Genomic DNA, 18621 nt, shown 5'->3' with positions numbered 1-18621 from the left:
AACGGACCTTACGATAGGCCCTTGTCTACCATCTCAACTAACATAACTGATTCTCAAACTACGTTCCGAAGAATAATTAGTTTAACGGACTTCTGCCCGGGGTTCAATCGATCACTGAGCACGCTTGCGTCCGATCATGATGAAGAGGCCACCTTCCGCGCCGCCCTTTAGTAGCATCCCTGCCTGGGTCAGAAAGCGGGCCATGCGCGTCGGATGCGGCTCGGGCTGATCGAACAGCCGCTCGGTTCGAAGCAGCGGGCTTCCCGTGCATGTCGGGATGCTGGCGATGAATTCGATCCCGCACTGCTCGAACCATTCCAGCACTTCGCCAAAGGTGTGCTTGGATTCATGCGGGTGCTTGTATTGATCGTACAGCCAGGCCCGCCGCCTGCCCTCGTTAAGCGATACCTTTCGCAGGCGTGGATCGAGAACCGCAGCCTTGTCGCCGAATACCCGGATCATCGTGCGCCGGAAATCGGTGGGCAATCTCCCATAGGTGTTGTACAGGCCGACCAAGATGATGCCGCCCTTTTTGATAAGGCGCACGATCGATTTGAACCCGCCGTATGGGTCGCTGGTATGATGCAGCACGCCGTTGCTGAGGACGACATCGAAGCTTTCAGCCTTGAACGGCGGGCGAAACAGATTTATCTGGTAGAAGGTCACATTCTCGAGCGCGTTGCGCAGCTTGAATTCCTGCGCAAGCCGCAGCGAATTGAGGCAAAGGTCGGCGCCGATTACTGTCCGTGTGGTGCACTCGCCAAGGAAGTTGCTGAGTTGGCCGGTACCGCAGCCAACCTCCAGCACCTTTGCCGTCAAGGGGAGGTTGTCGTCGAGCAATTGGGCGAAGATGCCTTTGCGGGCTTTTTCGCGCAGCGTGAAGCTTGATTCGACGTCGTCGTAATTGGGGAAGGGATTCTGCTCATAAAATGCCTTCACGACGCCGGTTACGTCTCCGCTTGAGGCTTGATCGCCGGCGGGCCAAAATAGCAGCGCAATCCCGTTGTCGTATTCGAAGTTGCGCCCGCAGTGCAGGCATCGAAGCGTTTGCGCCGCATTCTCGAGGTCGCAGCCGCAAACCGGGCAGCAGACAAGCGCGAGATTTTTTGCAGACAATACCGGCGACGATGCGATGGCGGCAGCCTCGGGTGCTTGTGCGCTCATAGTTTTAGAATCTCGGCGCCTTAGCAAATCAGTAGTTCACACATAAAACGGAAATCCGGGCTAATACTGTTTGGTGGGATCGGTGCCAGGGGACACGCGAGGAGACCACGTTACTTCGGCGCGGTCCTCGCCCTCGATTGATTTTCGCCGCCCATTTCGAAGCGCCAAAGACACGACGCCAAAGACGGTGTAATAAAATACTCTCAAGATTAATCGTGCCTCGGCTTCCCCCACACGCTTATTCAAACGCTTGGCGCCGGCGACAATGCGTTTGCCGGCGCGAGCGAGTGCGCTCTTCCGCTCAGGGGGAGGTTGGGCCGTCATCGGAGTCGTGGTGATATCTGAACCCAATTGTTTACCGTACCTTAGCAAGCCCTGGGCTTTGCGCGCGAGAGTGCAATTCATCGAGAACCAGCGACGAAACCAGGTCGGCGATAACCTGATATCCCACTGGGGTCGGATGCATATCATATTTTGTATAGAAAAGAGCCGGCTGTCCGGCGCCAGCACTTCTCATTTCGGACGTCAGATCGCGAAACGGGATGTTGGATTGTGCGCAGACGCGCGAAAGCGTGTCGACCATCGCGAGGGATTCGCCTACAACGGAATTCGTTTTCGATGCTTGTCCATATACGCTCTCCCTGAATGGGACGAATACGACCAGCAATTGAGCACCTGACGAACGAACCTGTTGATCAAGCCACCGCACTTCTCCACCGAGTAAACGAAGACCAACGGTTTCAAAGGCGGCAGGACCAGCACTGGCGCGAGTATCTCTCAAATGGCGGCGTCGAATCAGGCCAGACATCGTGCCGCGAAACAGATTGAGTAGTTCGGAGTGCTTCGCAAGCCAGTCGTACCCGGGTAACTCGGTAATGAACTGGCGCGCGGTCAGGGTCCGAGACTGAAATCGCTCGCGTTGTACGGCGGACTTCGGATTTACGCCTCCCGACGCGTCAATGGTAAACAAGGGACGAGCAAGGTCGTCGTCGGTGTCGTTCGGAACGACGGTGAGAATAACCAGATTAGGATGGAAACGGCGAACCCATAAATCATACCACAGTGCCTCGTCCCCTGTGCCTATGCCGGGAATTCCGGCATTGAGCACTTCTGCGGGCCCGTATTTGCTATTCAGCAATCGCTCAAGCTGGCTTGGGTACGTCTGATCATCATTGGCGCCCCAGCCAAAGGTAAAGCTGTCTCCTAATACCGCCACCCTTATGGTGCGAGAGTCCGGGAAGGGCGCGAAGAGCTTCGCCGACCGGAAGCGTTGCGCATTCGTCGTGTAACTCACACTAAACGCGTGAGGTACGACGTGAACCTCGCGAATGTCAGGTCTTAGCGCAGGAACTCCGAGAATTACCTCGTTCAGCGGCACTAATCTCTGCGTTGGTACAAAAACACGGACAAAAATTTCGCCGAACAGCAACGTCAGAACGCTTGCGATCATCACAACCGAAGCTGACAGGAGAGCCCGGGCAAGCCTCGTGCGCAGGCGTTCCCCAGGTCCAGAAGGGCCGACGCTGTCGCCCTCTGGCGCCGAAGCGTGCATCGCATGATCAACCATTTGGCATTTGGCACTTCGACGGACAGTTTTACCCGCCCTCGCGAGATTCAGGTAGCTGTATAGCTTCCGAATTTCGGTTTTGCAAGCATGACGATGCTTCACGCCCGCTCAAATCTGTTTCAGCGCAGCCGATCAGATGCGCCACTTCGTTCGGTGTCCATAGGTTGGTTTCCCAGAGCCCGCGGCTCGCGTTTGAGCACGCGCTCGATCTTGTATCTAAATTATGCAAGAGCTGATGGAACCAGCGCAACTCATTACGCATCACCGCACATGGGCGGCGAACGACGCCATTTACGCTCGATTTCCACTACTACTCGGTCGGCCGCCATCCGGTTTAAGGCACGGGACTCCTGAATGAAAATCCTGGTAACTGGCGCGGCCGAAACGATGGGACTGGCCGCTTTCGTGGACCAGCTTCAGCTAAGACCAAGGAAGAGCCTCGGTCGCTTGCGCTACAGGGCGGGGTTGGGCTACACGGATTCTGATCCCAGACGTCAAAACGGAAATTCCGGGTTAATGATTCTGGATCAGTAATTTCGTTGCGAGCCTTGGGCTCCAGCATGTATTTCGTGTCGGCTGTCTCGGCGACGGAGTCTGGCTGGTATTCCAAGTGTTCTGATCCTTTTCTATAGCAAATCTGAAACTGTCCTCTTACCGGTCTGAACCACTTGAGTGCCTCGCGGTCCAAGATGCGCGCGAGCTTCCGTTCAGGTTCGGACTGAAACTTCTGCACGGGCTACAGGCATCGCTGGAATCCGCCGAACAGGTACTTGGCCATGTTGCTCTTGTCTGCGGGTGACACTCTGAAGTCTATCGGGGGCTCGCCCGCTTCAGCAGTGTAATTGCTCGGCTTCAGTTCCGTGAAGCCCTTGTTGACCTTCACCTCAAAGCCAACGTCTTCCTCCCAATAATGCTCCTGCATTTGGGCGTGGATGAACTTGGCGTCTGCAAGTGCGAAATCGTCGCGAACCTTGCGGCTCGCGTGCTGGAACCTTTCAAGAAAGGGGAGAGCATCCGGCGCGCATGCCGCACGATAGGGCGGGGAAGTGGCGAAAGGCTCGCATGGAGCGACGAAGACGCGCGCGCGCATGTAACAAGCAAGTTTGTTGGCTGCACGGTCGAACGAAAGCGAGAATTGCAATAGCCGTCGCGAGAACATCCACCTCATTTGTCCATAGCATATGCGTAGTATTCTTCAAAAGTTTCCGCCGGCGCGCGGTGTTTGAGAAGACGTGTTGACAATTGAAAGGCACGTGCCTGCTCGGGCATAATAGTAAAGGTCCAGTTAATCCCCTCCTTATATACCTGCGCAGGTAGTGAAGGATCAATCTCATGTGACAGCAGGATCACGACTGGCCTGCCCGTCGCCTGTTGGAGCCGCCGCCCATTGGTCAGGACATCGCCGAGGCTGAGCTCCAGTTGAGCCTTGCGTGTGAAATGGACTACATTGCCATACCGTTGCTCTCGCATGAGGTAGGTTGGGTTTGAGACATAGTAGGGCAGCGTCTCCAAAAGAAAATCGGGATCTGCGATGATAACCGCTTGCTTGAGGTCTGGGTGTCCTGCGAGAATCGATCTCACATTATTGTTGCGGTTGTCCAGCGCCGCGACTGGAGCGATCACAGTTCCGAAGACCTTTTGGGCGCTGTACCGCAACTGCAGAAGCAGAACCAACACAAACAGCGCCGTGCCCGCGGTTGACAGCCGACCGACGAACGGCTTCAGTCGGACAGGCGAAACAGGCTCCTTCTGCGCATTTCCGGGCACTGCAAGCCAGTACATACAGATTAAAAAAACAAGCCACAGGGCTTGATGACGATACGATCCAGGGATGAGGACTACGAAGAAGAGGGAGAATCCAACCAGAGTTGTCAAAGCGGCGAGGAAGGCGCCTGTCCGTCGAATCAAGCCCAGCGTGCTGCCGAATAAGATCAGAGACTTGACTATCGTCAACGGCTTGCCGAGCAGCGGCATTAGCCTTGCCAACCTGTCAGGGCCCGGAAGACCCCAGGAGTAAAACTGCAGCGAAGGCAGAAACATTCCCTTAATCAGTGTCTTGAATGTGACACTGTTGGGGTCAATCCTGATCGAATCAGCCAACGTCGGGAAGACCGTTATGAAGCAGGTCACGACGCCAATGGCCGCCAGGGCCGCGTTGTAGAGAAACATACGGATATTCCGCAGTTTGTTGGCGGCTTCGCCGCAGAGTATGTCCACAAACCAAAAGAGCAGGAGCCCGCCGACGAGCAGTACAGAATGCACGTTACAGTTAGCCAGCAAAAACAACAGCACTCCCAGCAAACAATCTCTATCGCGATGGCGCTCGTAGAAGGCGGCGAACAGGAAGAGAAGCAGCATGCTAATTCCGTAGTTGCGGGCCATCACGGAATACTCGTACATTGAAAAGCGCGCAGTCAGAATCAGAGCCAGAAGCGGCAGGCTGAAGGGGGCGCGTAGCACGAGAATCAGCACTGCAAGGGCTGCAACAACGATGGAAACAAGCTGCAGAACCTCAGGGCGTGGGACCAACGTATGCGCGGAGCGAAGAAGCAGGTACCAAAGAGCAGGATGACCCTCCCAGCGAAGCTCCTTAACCATGGCGAATACAGAGTCTCCCTGCAGGGCTATCGATAGCGCCTTCACTTCATCGCGCCAAACCAGATGCGTCCATGCAAGAAAAGAGACAACACCAAGCCAGACCACGAACATCGCCAGAGCGATCAAGCGCCTATGGGCAGCGCCTGTATCGCTGTAAATCGACGTTACATCAGTCATGCCCCTCCGCCCGATCATAACGGCAAACTGCGCGAGGCTCTGTGGGTGATGTGGCGGCGGGGATGGCGGATGATCCACGTTATTGTTTTCAGCGAGCCGACCCATTTTACCCGGAATTTCCATTTTGACTTTGCAAACGCGAGATCTTTAACCCGATAGCCGCTCCAGCGTCAACTCGGCGCCGGTCTGGCGGTTGTGGCCCGCTCGCGGTGGCGGCAGTGACCCGCTGCGCGCCGTTCCGGCCGCTTTCGCGTTGTTGCCGTACCTTATTTGGCGGCGGTCGGATCGATCGGATGGCTCGGCCGGAGCCGCGAGCAGGATAGGTGGGATTGTGATGGAAGCGGGGAGAATTGATCCTCGTCCGAAGGCCGTCCGTCGATAGCCACTACAAGCTTAGTCCGCGAATGTTAGCTCGCTCCCGGAGCGCCCGCTGGCTTATGCCGAGGTGCTATCCATGAGACTCGCCGCTCGCCGAGGCGCGATTCTGCCTCATCGCAACCACCGCCGCATCCTGATCTATAATTGAAATCTAAGGCTTATATCGGTAGTATCAAGTCATGCTGAGAGTAACTAGTCGAATGGCTGTCATAATGGTCGTCGTCTGCAGTTCGATGATCACGCTGATTGGCGCCGGGCATTGTGATGGCATCGTTACCGGAGGGCTCGATGAGCCGGAATCCGGGTTCAGTTTGGGACCGAATCTTCTAGTCAACGGAGATCTGCGGTCTGGACTCCAAGGCTGGACGCTCAACCCTTCCTGCTTCAGCCTCGAAGGGAGCGGCGATTCCGCCAGTCTGCGGCTGCACGTACCGTGCAACCCGCCGGTTGCAACGGCCAGGAATGCTTTGAAATGTCCGCCCGGTCTGTACACGATTTCGACTGAAATAAAAACTCAAACCACCATCACCGTGCCACAGGGGCGCGCGGGTGCCCGAATCAGTCTGTTGGCAACTCCTGCCAATAAATGGGCGTTCACTTGGCCGGTTGCAGGAACGACCGCTTGGACTACCGCGGTGAAAGCGCACGCTGCGGTCGCCGATGGAAGCATCGGTTCCTTCGTTGCGGGAAACGTGGGACCCGTCGCTGGAACGTCATGGTTTAGAAAATTTTCGGTGCGGCGCGAGCTTCCTGCGCCGGTGGAAACGTTTCTGCTGTACCCGAACTATCGCGGAATGATGTTCAGCGACCAGAGCCAGGTCGCGCGGGTCTCCATCGATGTTAATCCGCCTGCGGACACAACCATGGCGCAGCTTCACGTCGTGCTCGAAGTTATGGATCCGGGCGGAAAGGTGCTTTCGACCCATCGGCTGTCGCCACCGGTGGATGGCTCGATGGTCGCGAACATCGACATGGGCAGTCTTCCGCTTGGACAATATCGGCTACAGGGATATCTGGAAGGGCCCGGCGACAAGCGAATCTTTACGCAATCGTCCTACACGATCGTAAAGGTCAGCACCGAAACGCGCGCCTCGATGAAGGCGTGGATCGATTCGGACAATATCATTCACATGGGCGGCCGCCCGCGATTTGTGATTGGCCTGTACGATACGACCGGCTCTGGGCTTCGGCCAGATAACTACAGTCCGAGATTAAAGGGGATAGCCAAGGCGCCGATCAATCTGATGATAAATTATTTTCTCGGCAACGGCTGGCCGGATGTGATCTACCCTTACACCGAGGCGATGGAGCCGTTCGGCATTTTTTACCTGGCGACCGTAGGCGCGCTTTTCCCTTTGAAGAATAGCGCGCATTATCCAAAATGGGTGCATGCGGGAAAGGTTGGCCCGGACCAGGTGATTGCTCAATATAGTAAAGCATTGGCCGGCGATTCGCGCGTGATCGGCTATTACACATGTGACGAATGCGCAAGCGAGCTGCAACCGCGGACATTCCATCAATATGGCGTGATCAAGCAGTACGACCCGGCCAGCATAGCTTTTGCGGTGGAAAACTACCCCAACGAATTTCAATTCTGGCGCGACACCGTCGACGTGCTCGGTCTTGACCCATACCCTATCGGTACCCGCGCTCCTGAAAGCTATGTCGGCGATATGACCAGGAAGGTGATCGGTGCGGTGCATGGCGCACGGCCGGTGTGGACGGTGATCCAGTTTTTCCGGACGTATGCGCAATCGCACTTCCCCACCGAGCAGGAGCTCCATGACATGAGCTGGATGGCGATAACCGAAGGAGCGCGCGGAGTCTTCTATTGGTCATACGGAGTGCGCGGGCTCTCCTGGGGCAACGAGGGCCCAGTGGTTCGCCAGCAGCGCTACGACGAATTGGTCAACGTAACGCGTGGAATCAGCGCGCTTGAGCCGGTCCTGCTCGCGCCGGACAGCCCGGTGCTCTCTGCAAATTCGGCTTCCGGCATCGTGATTACCAAGGAGAAGGGCCTCCACGACGGAAGCCGTTACCTTATTTCGTACAATCACAGCGGCGACAGCGTTGAAGCCCGCTTCACGCTACGGCGGCCCGCTCGCGCGGTATCAGTGTACGGCGAAAATCGCTCAATTGCGGTGGACCAAGGCGGCTCTCAATTCAAAGATATTTACGCTCCATTTCAGGCTCACGTTTACAAGTTAAATTGATGGATTCTCGCGGGCGTGAATGCACCCTGTTGAGAATCCGTCATTCCTTCACTTCCAATCACCGATGCGCTACGTTTGTTGGGTTGTCGGTGATAGAAACTTGACATATGCGTGGCTCGCCCATGCGGGAGCGATCGCTTACACGAAGGTCATTTGACTGCGTCGCGTGATCGTTGACGTGAGAAGAGTGTCCTGCCGCGGCGATGCGTTTCGCATCTGGGTATACGGCGTCAGGAGAAATGAGTAACGGAAAAGAATTACGACTGCCCAGTTTCATTCATGTGGGGCCCCCTCGAACCGGTACGACCTGGTTGCACGAAGCGTTGATGGGTCACATCGGCTTGCCGAGTGAAAAGGAAACGCGCTTTTTCGATGTTCGCTACGATCGCGGAATCGAGTGGTATTGCAGCCTGTTCGGTGACTATCCTGCTAATGTGCCTGCGGGAGAGATTTGCCCCAGCTATTTCTCCAATGCGGTCGCGCGGGAAAGAATCAAACGGCACATCCCGGACTGCAAAATAATTGTCACCTTTCGCGAGCCGGCCGCCAGACTGTATTCGTTTTATCGGCATCGGCGGGGATTCCGCTCCAAGCGCGATCTGGCGATGAATGATACTTTCGACGCATATTGGCGCCTCGAGATGAGCGGCGGCGCGGATCTGTGCAGCTACGCGACTCACCTCAGGCGATGGCAAGCGATATTTGGAAAGCCGTGCGTGATGGTGCTGTTCTATGAAGATCTAAGTTCAAATCCGCAGGGTTATTTGGACGCGGTCTGCGATTTTGTTGGAGCGCGCCGCATCGCGCTTGATCGCTCCAGGGTCGGGAGCGCGAAAGTCAATTCGGCTCCTCGCGCCGCTCGCTCTAGGGTTGCCCGGCGCATGGTCGAGGCGATCTATTGGGCATCTCGCCATGGCGCACGACCATTGATTGAACTCGGCCAGCGCACCGCGCTGTGGCAGATCACGCGGCGACCATTCGTCGCCGACTTCCCGCCGCTGAGCCAGGAATCGGCTGACGAAATGCGCGCGATAATGCTTCCGGAAATCGAGGAGCTTGAACAAATCACCGGGAGAGACCTTTCCCACTGGAAGTCCGGCGCGCAGCGCAAATTTGACGATGGTCGCGCGGACGTTCGATCGCAGGCTGGATAGCAACTTGATGAAGCCGATCCCGTTCCTATCGAACCCGAGACTTTCGCTCGTCGCTACGAGTGGTGCCGTCCGATACTGCGGAGGACGTTCGCGTTAAGCCGCTCTCTCATGGAACTGCAGGCGCAAGCGGAAGCAGCAGAGCCCGGCAGAAGTTGGAAGCGCATCGGTTTGGGACGCGGCCTGAGCCATGCAGGGTCAGTCTGATCTTGTCGGGGTAGCGAGAGCGAGCTGAAAGAGGCGCCATGCAGAGGGATCTGATCTACGATGTGGGCTTCCACCGCGGGGAAGACACCGAATTTTATTTGACAAAGGGGTTCAAGGTCGTAGCCATCGAGGCACACCCCGCGCTTTATCATGCGGGTCGCCAGAAGTTTACTCACGACATAGAATCCGGACGCCTAGTGCTGTTGAACGTTGCCGTCGCGGAAACTTCCGGCCCGATCAGCTTCTTTGAGAGTGACAACGACGTCTGGGGAAGCATCCGACGCGATGCCGCCAAGCGTAACGAGCGGCTGGGCGCTGTATCGCGCGAAATCACGGTTGAAGGCAGGCAGTTTGGCGAAATTCTCAGCCAATTCGGCATTCCCTACTACATGAAAGTGGACATCGAGGGAGCTGATCTGCTGTGTCTGAAGGCTCTCGCGGAGTTCGACGACCGCCCCCAGTATATTTCGATTGAAGCGGAAGTAGATGCTCTCTCCGGTATCCGCAAGGAAATAGCGGCCCTAAGTGGATTGGGCTACGTCAAGTTCAAGATCGTCCGACAGGGCCATGTGCCGCTTCAGTCCTGCCCCTCTCCGGCGCGCGAGGGACGATTCGTCGAGTACAGGTTCCCCTACGGTTCAAGCGGAATGTTCGGCGAAGAGGCTCCCGGCCAGTGGCTTAGTGGCGACCGAGTGGTCGAGGGATACCGCAAAATTGTGCGCGTGCAGCGACTCTTCGGTGACAAGGGATGGATTCGCCGGCTTCCGCTCGGCAACAAGATAACCAACGTCTTGCGGCCGGATGTGAGCTGGTACGATACACATGCGAGTCTCGCCTAGGCCGATGCATCGCTGCCGTCTGAACGTCCCCGGGTCGACCGAGGCATCCAGCCACGCGGCCTTTGATCCAACCCCGCCGAATCGTCCGCAAATGCGATGAACGCCGGCGAAAGGCAGAACGACTTGCAACCGCTGGTCAGCATTGTCGTCAATAACTTCAACTATGGTCGTTTCCTGCGCGCGGCAATTCATAGTGCGCTTGAGCAGACCTATGCGCCCGTCGAAGTAGTAGCTGTCGATGACGGTTCGACCGACAATTCCCGCGAGGTGATTTCGAGCTATGGCGGCAGGGTATCCGCAATCTTTAAGCCAAACGGCGGGCAGGCATCCGCATTCAACGCCGGATTTCGCGCGAGTCACGGCAGCATCGTGATGTTTCTCGACGCGGATGATCTCTTGCTGCCGAACGCCGTCGAGGAGGTCGTGCGGGCGTGGCATCCGGGAGTGGCGAAGGCGCAATTCGTTCTGGCCCATATCGACGCGCAGGGGCGCGCGCTTGGAGGAGTCGTTCCATATTCCCCGGCGCAGATGCCAGAGGGCGACATCAGGGATTCGATACTCGATGCAGGCGGCTACATCGGAGTTCCCACCAGCGGGAACGCTTTCGCGCGAGCGGTTCTCGACCGAGTCCTGCCGCTGCCCGAGCCACAGTGGCATCAGGCAGCCGACGCCCCGCTTCTAATTATTGCGCCGTTTTTGGGAGAAGTCGTTTCGCTCAGAAAAACCCTCGGTTGCTACCGGATTCACGAGTCCAATCTCGGCATGCTCGGCGAGGAGATGGATTCACGCAAGCTGCGCGTCAAGATCATCATCGATCTGCAGCGCGAATGGGCGCTGGCTGAGTTCGCCAGCCGCTCAGGGTTCACAATTCCACGCAATTGGGCCGCGCGCGAGCCAGCGCATCTGAAGTATCGACTGGCCTCATTGCGTGTCGACCCAACCCATCACCCGATAATGGACGATCGGCCGATGCGCCTGATGCTTACGGGAATAAGGGTCTCTTGGCATAATTCCGGATACAACCTTCGAAGCAGGCTCTTTCACACGCTCTGGTTTCCGCTCGTCGCGCTTCTGCCGCAAGCCGCGGCAGTGAAGATAATCCGGCTCGGTTTGCAGCCCCGTCGGCGGCGCGCGAAGACTCTGGCGAAGGATTTCGTCCCGTCGACGCTCAGGAGCGACGGGACGCCGCCAGCGCCGGTCGCCAGACCAAATGGCGGCCATCGCAACGCAAGCGTTTAGCGGCCTTTGAACGGGCCTCGCGACTCCAGCAGATGCGGCGGGTCGCGCTGCGCCAAAGCTTCGCGATATACCTCCTCATATTTCGTCGCGACCGAGCGCCAGGAGTACTCCGCTTCGGCTTTGCGCCGCGCTTCGCGCGAGAGCGATTCGCGCAGCGCGGGGTCGGCCAATAGCCGGGCGACCGAATCGCCGAATTTTGCGTCGTCATCCGCGATCATCGCGTGCCGCCCGTCGATCAATGGCGTGCCGGAGAGGCTTCGCGAGGTTGCAACTATGGGCGCGCCGGAAGCCATCGCCTCGAGAATCTTGTTTTTCACGCCGAGCCCAAATCTCAGCGGACTGGCGTAAACGGCCGCGCTCCAGATCCACGGCCGAATATCGGCGACCGTCCCTGTGACGTGAATTCCGGGAACGCTCGACAGATTTCGAACTCGCAAGGATGGTTGCGCGCCTACGATCCAGAAAGAAGCGCCTGGAATCCGATTTCGGATCGCTGGCATGAGATCGCGAGCAAAATGTTCGGCCGCATCTTCATTAGGCGGCCAGCTCATATTGCCGGTGAAGACGATTCGGCCCGCTTCTGGCGCCGGCCGGTACGCGAAATACTCAAGGTCAACGCCGTTGGGTATCACGGCGATTCGTTCCGCGCTTAATCCGACCGACAGCGCCTGTGCGTCGGAGGGGGACGTGACCACGACGCGGTCCGCGTATCCAAACCATCGTAGCTCCTGACGCCGCGCGAGAAGCGAGAGAAGCTTGAGACGAAACCGCTCTCGCGCCCGGGCGGCATAGCCGGCGAATTCCCGGCACCTCAGCGCCTTCGAGTCATGCACGCAGAGAATTCCCGGCAACCCTCGCGTCGTCGAGCGAAGCAGCGCAGCCAATCCTCCGCCTTCGAGATGGAGCACGTCCGGACGCACTCTTGCGACCGCATCGCTGATGAAGCGCGTCAGCGCTGGATCGACGTCGCCGGTTATCGCGCGCACTTTGGCTCGAATTCCATGTTCGGAACGAAAAATCGAGACGGATTGGCAGTAAGCGCGCGGCCACTCCGATTGCTCTTCGCTCTCATCCCCGCGCGATAGCGCAATCAGGTGAATTTCGTGACGATCGAAGAGGTTGCGAATCAGGTTTGCGGATATCAGGCGGAACCCGTCATGGCTCGGCAGACAAGGGATCATCTCTGAAACGAGCAGGATCCTCATCCGGTACGCAGGCGTGGCCTCAGGGCCATTTGCTTCGCAGGCTTGGGCTGAGCGGATACGGTCTTCCTGCTCATTGCCGCCGCCTGAACGGAAAGTGCGTACAAATTGGGCGCGAGCGAGATAAATATCCAGGTTTCCTTTACGTATTGCGCGCTGATAAAAATTCCCGCCACCATAGCGCCGATCAATCCGATCTGAAATGACAGTGCGAGCGCCGAAATATCTTCGGGCACGCCCGGCAACTTCTGGGAGGCCCGGCAAGTAGCCAGGGTCACCCCCAGAATCGCCAAATAGAGCGCCAGCGTGGGAATCCCTCCCTCGGCGCCCAACTGTACGTAGGTGTTGTGTGCGATGTGACCAGTTTCCCCAACGCTGGTCAGCATCGGGTTGTAGTGAACCACGACCGACTTGAATTGGCCCAGCCCTACGCCGAAAACCGGATGAGCCTCCATCATATGGAGCCCCGCTCGCGCCAACTCGACACGCGCTCGCGTCGAGGCTTCAGGGCCAGTCTCCCACTGTCCTTGGAACTGAATCTGCTGGAACCGCTTGATCGTTTGGCCGGGACCAATCGCGACCATGAGGGCGGTCGCGACTGTGAATCCCACCACCAATCGCATTTTATGCCGGGAATTCACCCACGCCAGCGCGGTCATCACGATTAGCGCAAGCACCCCCCCTCGCGACTGCGAAAGGAAAACCGCGAATGTGAGAATCGGGGTGCAAATCCGTCCGGCCCATTTCCACAGATCGCGCTGGTCGTAGCGGGCCAGCCAGATTGCGAGCGGCACCGTCATGACCAATGAGAGCGCTTCGTAATTGGAATCCATCGAAGGACCACTCGGCCGCGGCGAATGATCAATGTAGTACTGTTTGTACAGCCAAATGCTGGCAAACGTTTCGACCAGCACGATCACCCGAATAGTCATTCGCAATCTGCGTTGTGAGCTGATCAGGATATTCGTCGCGAACATGAGAATCGCGGCGGAAAACAGCAAGGATGCATCGCTGGCCGGAAGTCTCAAGGAAGACAAGGTAGTCCCAAGAACCTGAAACAGCGCGAACGCGGCGAACAGCAAAAGAATTCCCGTGCTTGGCCGCGGCGCTGCATCGCGCGGCCGGCTGAGCAACAGGGTGGCAACGACCAGGGGAATTCCCACCAATTTAATCGGCGTGACGGGAAATGACCCGACATGGAAAAGCTGGGCTCCCAGGATGTGATGCTCCTGAAACGGAACGAGAAACAAAAAGATGAAATAAAGAATCACGGCGCTGAGCCCGTCCCCTGCATCAATTGGCGATCATTCGCGTGCCGCTGGAAGGTTCCAAAATTTGAGATACACCCCGAACAGACTCCGCAAATGCTACAGAATTCTCTCGCGGAGGTGGCGCTGGATTCTTCCAAATAATGACGCCCGTTCAGACCGGATCTCGCGCACATGCTTTAGTGAGTCAGCATCGAGATTGCGGCGGTCCATTCGCGACAACCCGCGCACCCCGTCTACGAATCCCCGCAGATACGCCCGACCTTGCCCTGCGCGCAGCGAAAAAAATCCCATCGTAGCGAGATGGGCAAACATGCGTGGGATGGCCGTCAACGGCGGAAATAATCGATAGACAACCCAGATTCCATTTCGTGTGTAGTAATAATAGACCCGCCAAGATGGATGCTGCTCGATCGCGACGTGATGCGTTGTCGATACGCGGGGTGTATGCACGACGCGGCAGCCGCTGCCGATTAATCGGTAGGCGAGGTCCACGCCCTCGTGGCCGAGGAAGAATTCGCCCGAGTAGCCGCCCACCGACAGAACCTTTTCGCGGCTGAGCGCGCACATTCCCTCTATAATAAAGTGAGTTTCGAACTCCCTGGTGGCGTGCGAGATCGGGCGGGGATGGCACCAATCGCGTGCCAGAACCTTACCGTCTACGCCGTTGACGGTGAAGACAAGGCACGCGAGTTGCGGATCGCGCGAAAATGCGGTTTCCACTTCCGTGATGCAATTGGAGCTGGACAATTCGACGTCGTCATCGAGTGTAATTACGATTGGAGTACCGGCTGCGCGCAGCCCGATGTTTCGGCCCTCGCACCCGGCGTTGGACGGTGCGGCGATGTAGCGCACATTCGGATATTCGGACGCCAGAAGGCTTTTCAGTTCCGGTTCAGCGGCGTTGTCGACCACGATGATCTCGGCCACCTGGTCCGCGTACGGAAGCACCGATGCCAGCGCGCGCCTGAGATGTTGATGGCGCTTGTAAGTGAGAATCGAGATGGTGACCGTGCGACTCATGCGGCAGCGAACCTCAAATGCCTCTCCCAAGCTCCGAGCGTGGCGCGAGTGAGCAGCCGCCGGCGTTCCGACGCGTCCTGCGCTTCAACGGCGAGCGCGCGGCAAAGCCCGGCCACCATGTCGGTTCCTCGACCGCCATCCGATCCGATCTCGTCCCAGAAGAAATCGATCACGCATCCGGTTCCGTATATCAGCGTGGCGAGCGAACCGACCCGCGCCGCCGCGAACATCGCGCGGGATCCCAATTGACGCAATCTGGAAGGCCGCCGAAACACGCGAGCCCAGTCACGTAGCCGCTGCGCGGCGGTCTCGATACTGCTCAGTCGCACGAAGATCCCGCGCCAATCACCCACAGCCGTGTTTGTGCCCAGCAATTGCCCGCTTTCCCAGTCCCAGGTCGCGCGCGCAATCTCAACGGCCTCGCTGAATTCACAGGCGAGATCTCCCGGCGCAAATCCGGTCTGGCCGAGCTTTTGAGCCATCGCATTGCGGAAACGGGAGATGAGCCGACTGGACATCTCGGCTCCCAAAATCTCTTTGTGCGCGCCAAGGGCTTCCTCAACCGGCTTTCGCCTGCTCCGATATGCCGGTTGGTAGCATCCCAAAAAAACCGACAGCGACGTTCCCAGATCAATCCAGAATTTGGCCAGTGAGTACGCAGTCGCAGTATTATCGCTGACGCGGTCCGCATACTCACTCCGTACCGCAATTTGTTCGATTATCCGGTTGTTCAGCAAACGAAACGCATCATATTTGGGGATTGCGTCTCCGCTCGGCGCCACCCGCGGAACCGGAATCGCGGCGGGATCGCCCCACAGCAGCTTTGCATGCTCGCACAGCTCTCGGGTAAAGATAGCCGGCCGCAACCGAGTCATCCCCTGCGTCAGAATCGCGCGCAATTCAACCTTGATTCCGCGCTCGGCATTGGCGGAATCGGAGTTGGTGTCCAGTTCGACCTGCCGCATCGACCGCCGAATCTCCCGCCTTGAGACGATGCCGCCCTTCACTACCACCAGGCACTCGACGTCGCTCAACCACCGGCTATTGGTCCTGGGATGTGGGATTATTGTTCCCTCGCCGCGCGCGAAACTTCCCGTCAGGAGAACGCCGGCGACACTTGGAGCGGCGGCGCAATTGCGCACGCGCGCGAGCAGCCGTTCCAGCTCGCCGCGCACCTCGTCTTGAAATGCGGGATCGGCGCTGAGGCGGAACGATCCTGGCGGGCTCAAGCTGAACGCGCCGTCAGTCATTCGTGCAATTCAGGGTCCGTGTACTTCGAGTACTTCGAGTATTTCCCGTAGCGCCCGTAGCGGCCGTAGCGTCCGTAGCGGCCATAACGCTCGCTGCGCAAAGTCGAATACGAAGGCTTGAAGCGGTTCAGCACCACGCCGAACAGAGTCTCGGGATCGAACATAAGAAAAGTCTTGGTGGTCGCGACGCGTGAGGTGCTGTCGGCGGCGGTCACGAGGATTGTGCCATCTCCGGCTCTCGCGAGAATCTGGGCATCCGGAACCAGCAATGCCGGCGGGGTATCAATTATTATGTATTGGTAAGCGCCGCTGCCCTTCAAGGTTTTCATCAACTCGTCCATTTTGGCGGAAGCGAGGTATTCCGGCGCGCGGTTGCTTGTTCCTCCCGAGGGCAACAGGCTCAGCCCCGGCACGGGCGTCGGCAGTACGCTGGAAGCGAATTTCGTGGTTCCCTGCAGACATCCGAGCAGTCCTCCCACTTTCGGCACCGGAAAGGCATAGTGCTGAAATGGCGCGCGGATATCGCCGTCGATCAAGAGAGCGCCGCTACCCGATACGGCTAGCGCGGCTGCCAGATTCAGCGCGACAAAACTCTTTCCCTCGCCGCCGATGCCGCTTGCAACGACGAATACCTTGGCGTCGTCGTGTTGCGCCGCCCATGATTTCAGCTTGAAGGCGAGCAGCTGGAACTCGTCAGCCGCACTGCCGATCATCCCCTCTCCAGCCACCACCAAGGGCGGCGCCGGATAGCGCGTGGCGAACCTTGCGGCGCGGCCCATGAGCGCCTGCAAATCTCCATTAGCCCCATTATGGTTTGCTGATTCGCCATCGGCCGTAGTTTGACCGCCGTTGGCGGACTGTCCATTTCCGCTTGCGTCGGAGTCGGCTGCGACCCCATTTCCCGGCAGCGCGAGCAGGGCCTCCGCCGATTTTAGCTCACCATTGACGTAACCGGGCTGGATTTCCCGCACCCGCGAGATGACAATTGTGTTGACATCGGCGAACTCGGCTTTCACGTCATCGGAATCCTTGAATGAAGTATCCGTGTAGAACAGCCCGAAGGGGATCGCCAGCGCGATCAACAGCGTCGCAGCAACGCCGCCTCCTATCAGCAAGAGCGGCTTTGGGTATGACGGGCTGATGGGCAGCGAGGCAGGCTGCAGCATCTGTAAGCGCTCCCCCTGGCCGCGTTCAAGCACTGCCTGATCGGCGCGAGCTTCGAAAAAGAGATTGCTCAGATCGTGATAGCGGTTCGACAGGATTCCATAGTCGCGGTCCACCGCAGCCATTACCTCCTCATGCGCTGGAGTCTCGGCAATTCTGCGCTGGTAATCGTCAATTTGCTGCTGGACCATACGGGCAGCCGAATCGGGGGGGGGCGGCGCAACGGCCGGTTGATTGCCGGGTTTTACGATTTCCTTCTCCAGGTCGGCGATCTGCGACTTGGTTTCGATCACTTCCGGATACTCGTCGCTGTACTGGGCTTTGAGCGCAAACAGCTTTGCCTGCAGCGCCGCCAGCGCCGCATCGGGCGTGTTTGGCATTGGCGCCTTCGGCAAAGGTGCTCCCGACGCATCGGTCTTGTTGTCGGCGCTCTGCTTGGCCCGTTCGAGCTGCAATTGAAGCGCCTGCAAGGCATTGACGTTGTCATCGAGGTCTTGCGGCATGCTCCCGCGATATTTCTCCTTCAGGATTTTGATTTGGCGCTGGCTTTCGGCGAGCTTGCCTTTGGTCTCATCCAGTTCGCTCGAAAGTAGTTTGATGGTTTCCGCATTGTGGCGCTCACGTTCCCTGCGGTACTCATCAATCATTATGTTTCCCAAATCACTCGCAACCGCTTGCGCCTTGGCCGGATCGCGGTACTGAAACGAAATCTCGATGTCGTCCGGAGGAAGGCTTCTCGTCCAACGATTCGGGGTCCCGTTCGCTGACTGCAACACGGAATCGGGAATAGTAATCGAAATCTCGCCGGCCATTTCTCCCATTGCGCCGGGCTCCGGCTTGCCGCCCAGAAGATACAGTCCGTGCTTCGATATCAATTCCGCAAGATGGCCGGGTCTGATGGTTTCCTCGCTAAGAGCCTCCAGACGCGATTCCAGATGAGTATTGTCGGTAGTATTTTGCGGCTCGGCTCCGATCAAATTGGCCTGAATATCGGCATGCCAGACTTCCAGCAGCACTGATGAAGTGTATTCCTTGGGTACAAGAACCACAGCCAGCACCGTGAGCGCCAAACCGGCCGCGACGGTTGAAAAGAAGATCACCCAGTGGCGGTGAATGATATCCCAGTAGGGTCCGATGGTTATGAAGGTCTGATTACTCAAAATTGCCAGCTCCAGCTAAGC

Annotated in this window: 13 protein-coding genes; 4 read left to right on the top strand and 9 right to left on the bottom strand. The window is 57.8% G+C overall.

From position 1 onward, the window contains the following. Positions 1 to 111: 111 nt before the first annotated feature. The 4 genes from ABR989_RS05650 to ABR989_RS05635 all read right to left on the bottom strand — a co-directional run bounded on the left by ABR989_RS05650 (position 112) and on the right by ABR989_RS05635 (position 5629). The gene (locus ABR989_RS05650) at positions 112 to 1164 is read right to left on the bottom strand and encodes a methyltransferase domain-containing protein (RefSeq protein WP_428126387.1); all 1053 of its coding nucleotides are present in this window, start codon (positions 1162 to 1164) and stop codon (positions 112 to 114) included. A gap of 355 nt (positions 1165 to 1519) precedes the next feature. Next, positions 1520 to 2731 (bottom strand): SGNH/GDSL hydrolase family protein, encoded by a 1212-nt coding sequence (locus ABR989_RS05645; protein WP_428126385.1) that lies wholly within the window; start codon positions 2729 to 2731, stop codon positions 1520 to 1522. A 736-nt stretch (positions 2732 to 3467) separates the two neighbouring features. Next, positions 3468 to 3899, bottom strand: coding sequence for a hypothetical protein (locus ABR989_RS05640; RefSeq protein ID WP_428126382.1), 432 nt, complete (start codon positions 3897 to 3899; stop codon positions 3468 to 3470). Further along, positions 3896 to 5629, bottom strand: a complete 1734-nt coding sequence (locus tag ABR989_RS05635) for a hypothetical protein (protein WP_428126380.1) — start codon at positions 5627 to 5629, stop codon at positions 3896 to 3898. The genes ABR989_RS05640 and ABR989_RS05635 overlap by 4 nt, the downstream gene beginning before the upstream one ends. 455 nt (positions 5630 to 6084) lie before the next feature. On the opposite strand from ABR989_RS05635, the gene ABR989_RS05630 reads away from it, so the two are divergent. From ABR989_RS05630 to ABR989_RS05615, 4 genes are all read left to right on the top strand, one after another. Further along, positions 6085 to 8097: a hypothetical protein gene (locus ABR989_RS05630; RefSeq protein WP_428126379.1), complete on the top strand. Its 2013-nt coding sequence runs from the start codon at positions 6085 to 6087 to the stop codon at positions 8095 to 8097. Between the two features lie 239 nt (positions 8098 to 8336). Beyond that, positions 8337 to 9251, top strand: a complete 915-nt coding sequence (locus tag ABR989_RS05625; protein WP_428126377.1) for a sulfotransferase domain-containing protein — start codon at positions 8337 to 8339, stop codon at positions 9249 to 9251. Between the two features lie 242 nt (positions 9252 to 9493). After that, entirely contained in the window at positions 9494 to 10294 is an 801-nt protein-coding gene (locus ABR989_RS05620) for an FkbM family methyltransferase (RefSeq protein ID WP_428126374.1), read from the top strand. 96 nt (positions 10295 to 10390) lie between these two features. Further along, positions 10391 to 11533, top strand: a complete 1143-nt coding sequence (locus ABR989_RS05615) for a glycosyltransferase family 2 protein (protein WP_428126371.1) — start codon at positions 10391 to 10393, stop codon at positions 11531 to 11533. On the opposite strand, the gene ABR989_RS05610 is transcribed toward ABR989_RS05615, so the two are convergent. The 5 genes from ABR989_RS05610 to ABR989_RS05590 all read right to left on the bottom strand — a co-directional run bounded on the left by ABR989_RS05610 (position 11530) and on the right by ABR989_RS05590 (position 18600). Further along, positions 11530 to 12738, bottom strand: coding sequence for a glycosyltransferase (locus ABR989_RS05610; protein WP_428126369.1), 1209 nt, complete (start codon positions 12736 to 12738; stop codon positions 11530 to 11532). The two genes, ABR989_RS05615 and ABR989_RS05610, sit on opposite strands and share 4 nt — an antisense overlap. Continuing rightward, positions 12735 to 14006, bottom strand: coding sequence for an O-antigen ligase family protein (locus ABR989_RS05605; RefSeq protein ID WP_428126367.1), 1272 nt, complete (start codon positions 14004 to 14006; stop codon positions 12735 to 12737). The genes ABR989_RS05610 and ABR989_RS05605 overlap by 4 nt, the downstream gene beginning before the upstream one ends. Positions 14007 to 14102: 96 nt before the next feature. Next, positions 14103 to 15026 (bottom strand): glycosyltransferase family 2 protein, encoded by a 924-nt coding sequence (locus ABR989_RS05600; protein WP_428126364.1) that lies wholly within the window; start codon positions 15024 to 15026, stop codon positions 14103 to 14105. Beyond that, on the bottom strand, positions 15023 to 16276 hold the full coding sequence (locus ABR989_RS05595) for a hypothetical protein (RefSeq protein ID WP_428126363.1): 1254 nt from the start codon (positions 16274 to 16276) through the stop codon (positions 15023 to 15025). Before ABR989_RS05595 ends, ABR989_RS05600 begins: the two co-directional genes overlap by 4 nt. Next, positions 16273 to 18600: an exopolysaccharide transport family protein gene (locus tag ABR989_RS05590; protein ID WP_428126362.1), complete on the bottom strand. Its 2328-nt coding sequence runs from the start codon at positions 18598 to 18600 to the stop codon at positions 16273 to 16275. Before ABR989_RS05590 ends, ABR989_RS05595 begins: the two co-directional genes overlap by 4 nt. Between the last annotated feature and the right edge of the window lie 21 nt (positions 18601 to 18621).

The organism is Binatus soli (SeqCode) (assembly GCF_050015535.1).
GTDB classification, from domain to species: Bacteria; Desulfobacterota; Binatia; order Binatales; family Binataceae; genus Binatus; species Binatus soli.
Note: the sequence above shows the minus strand (reverse complement) of the source record. Positions and strands in the feature narration are given on the sequence as shown.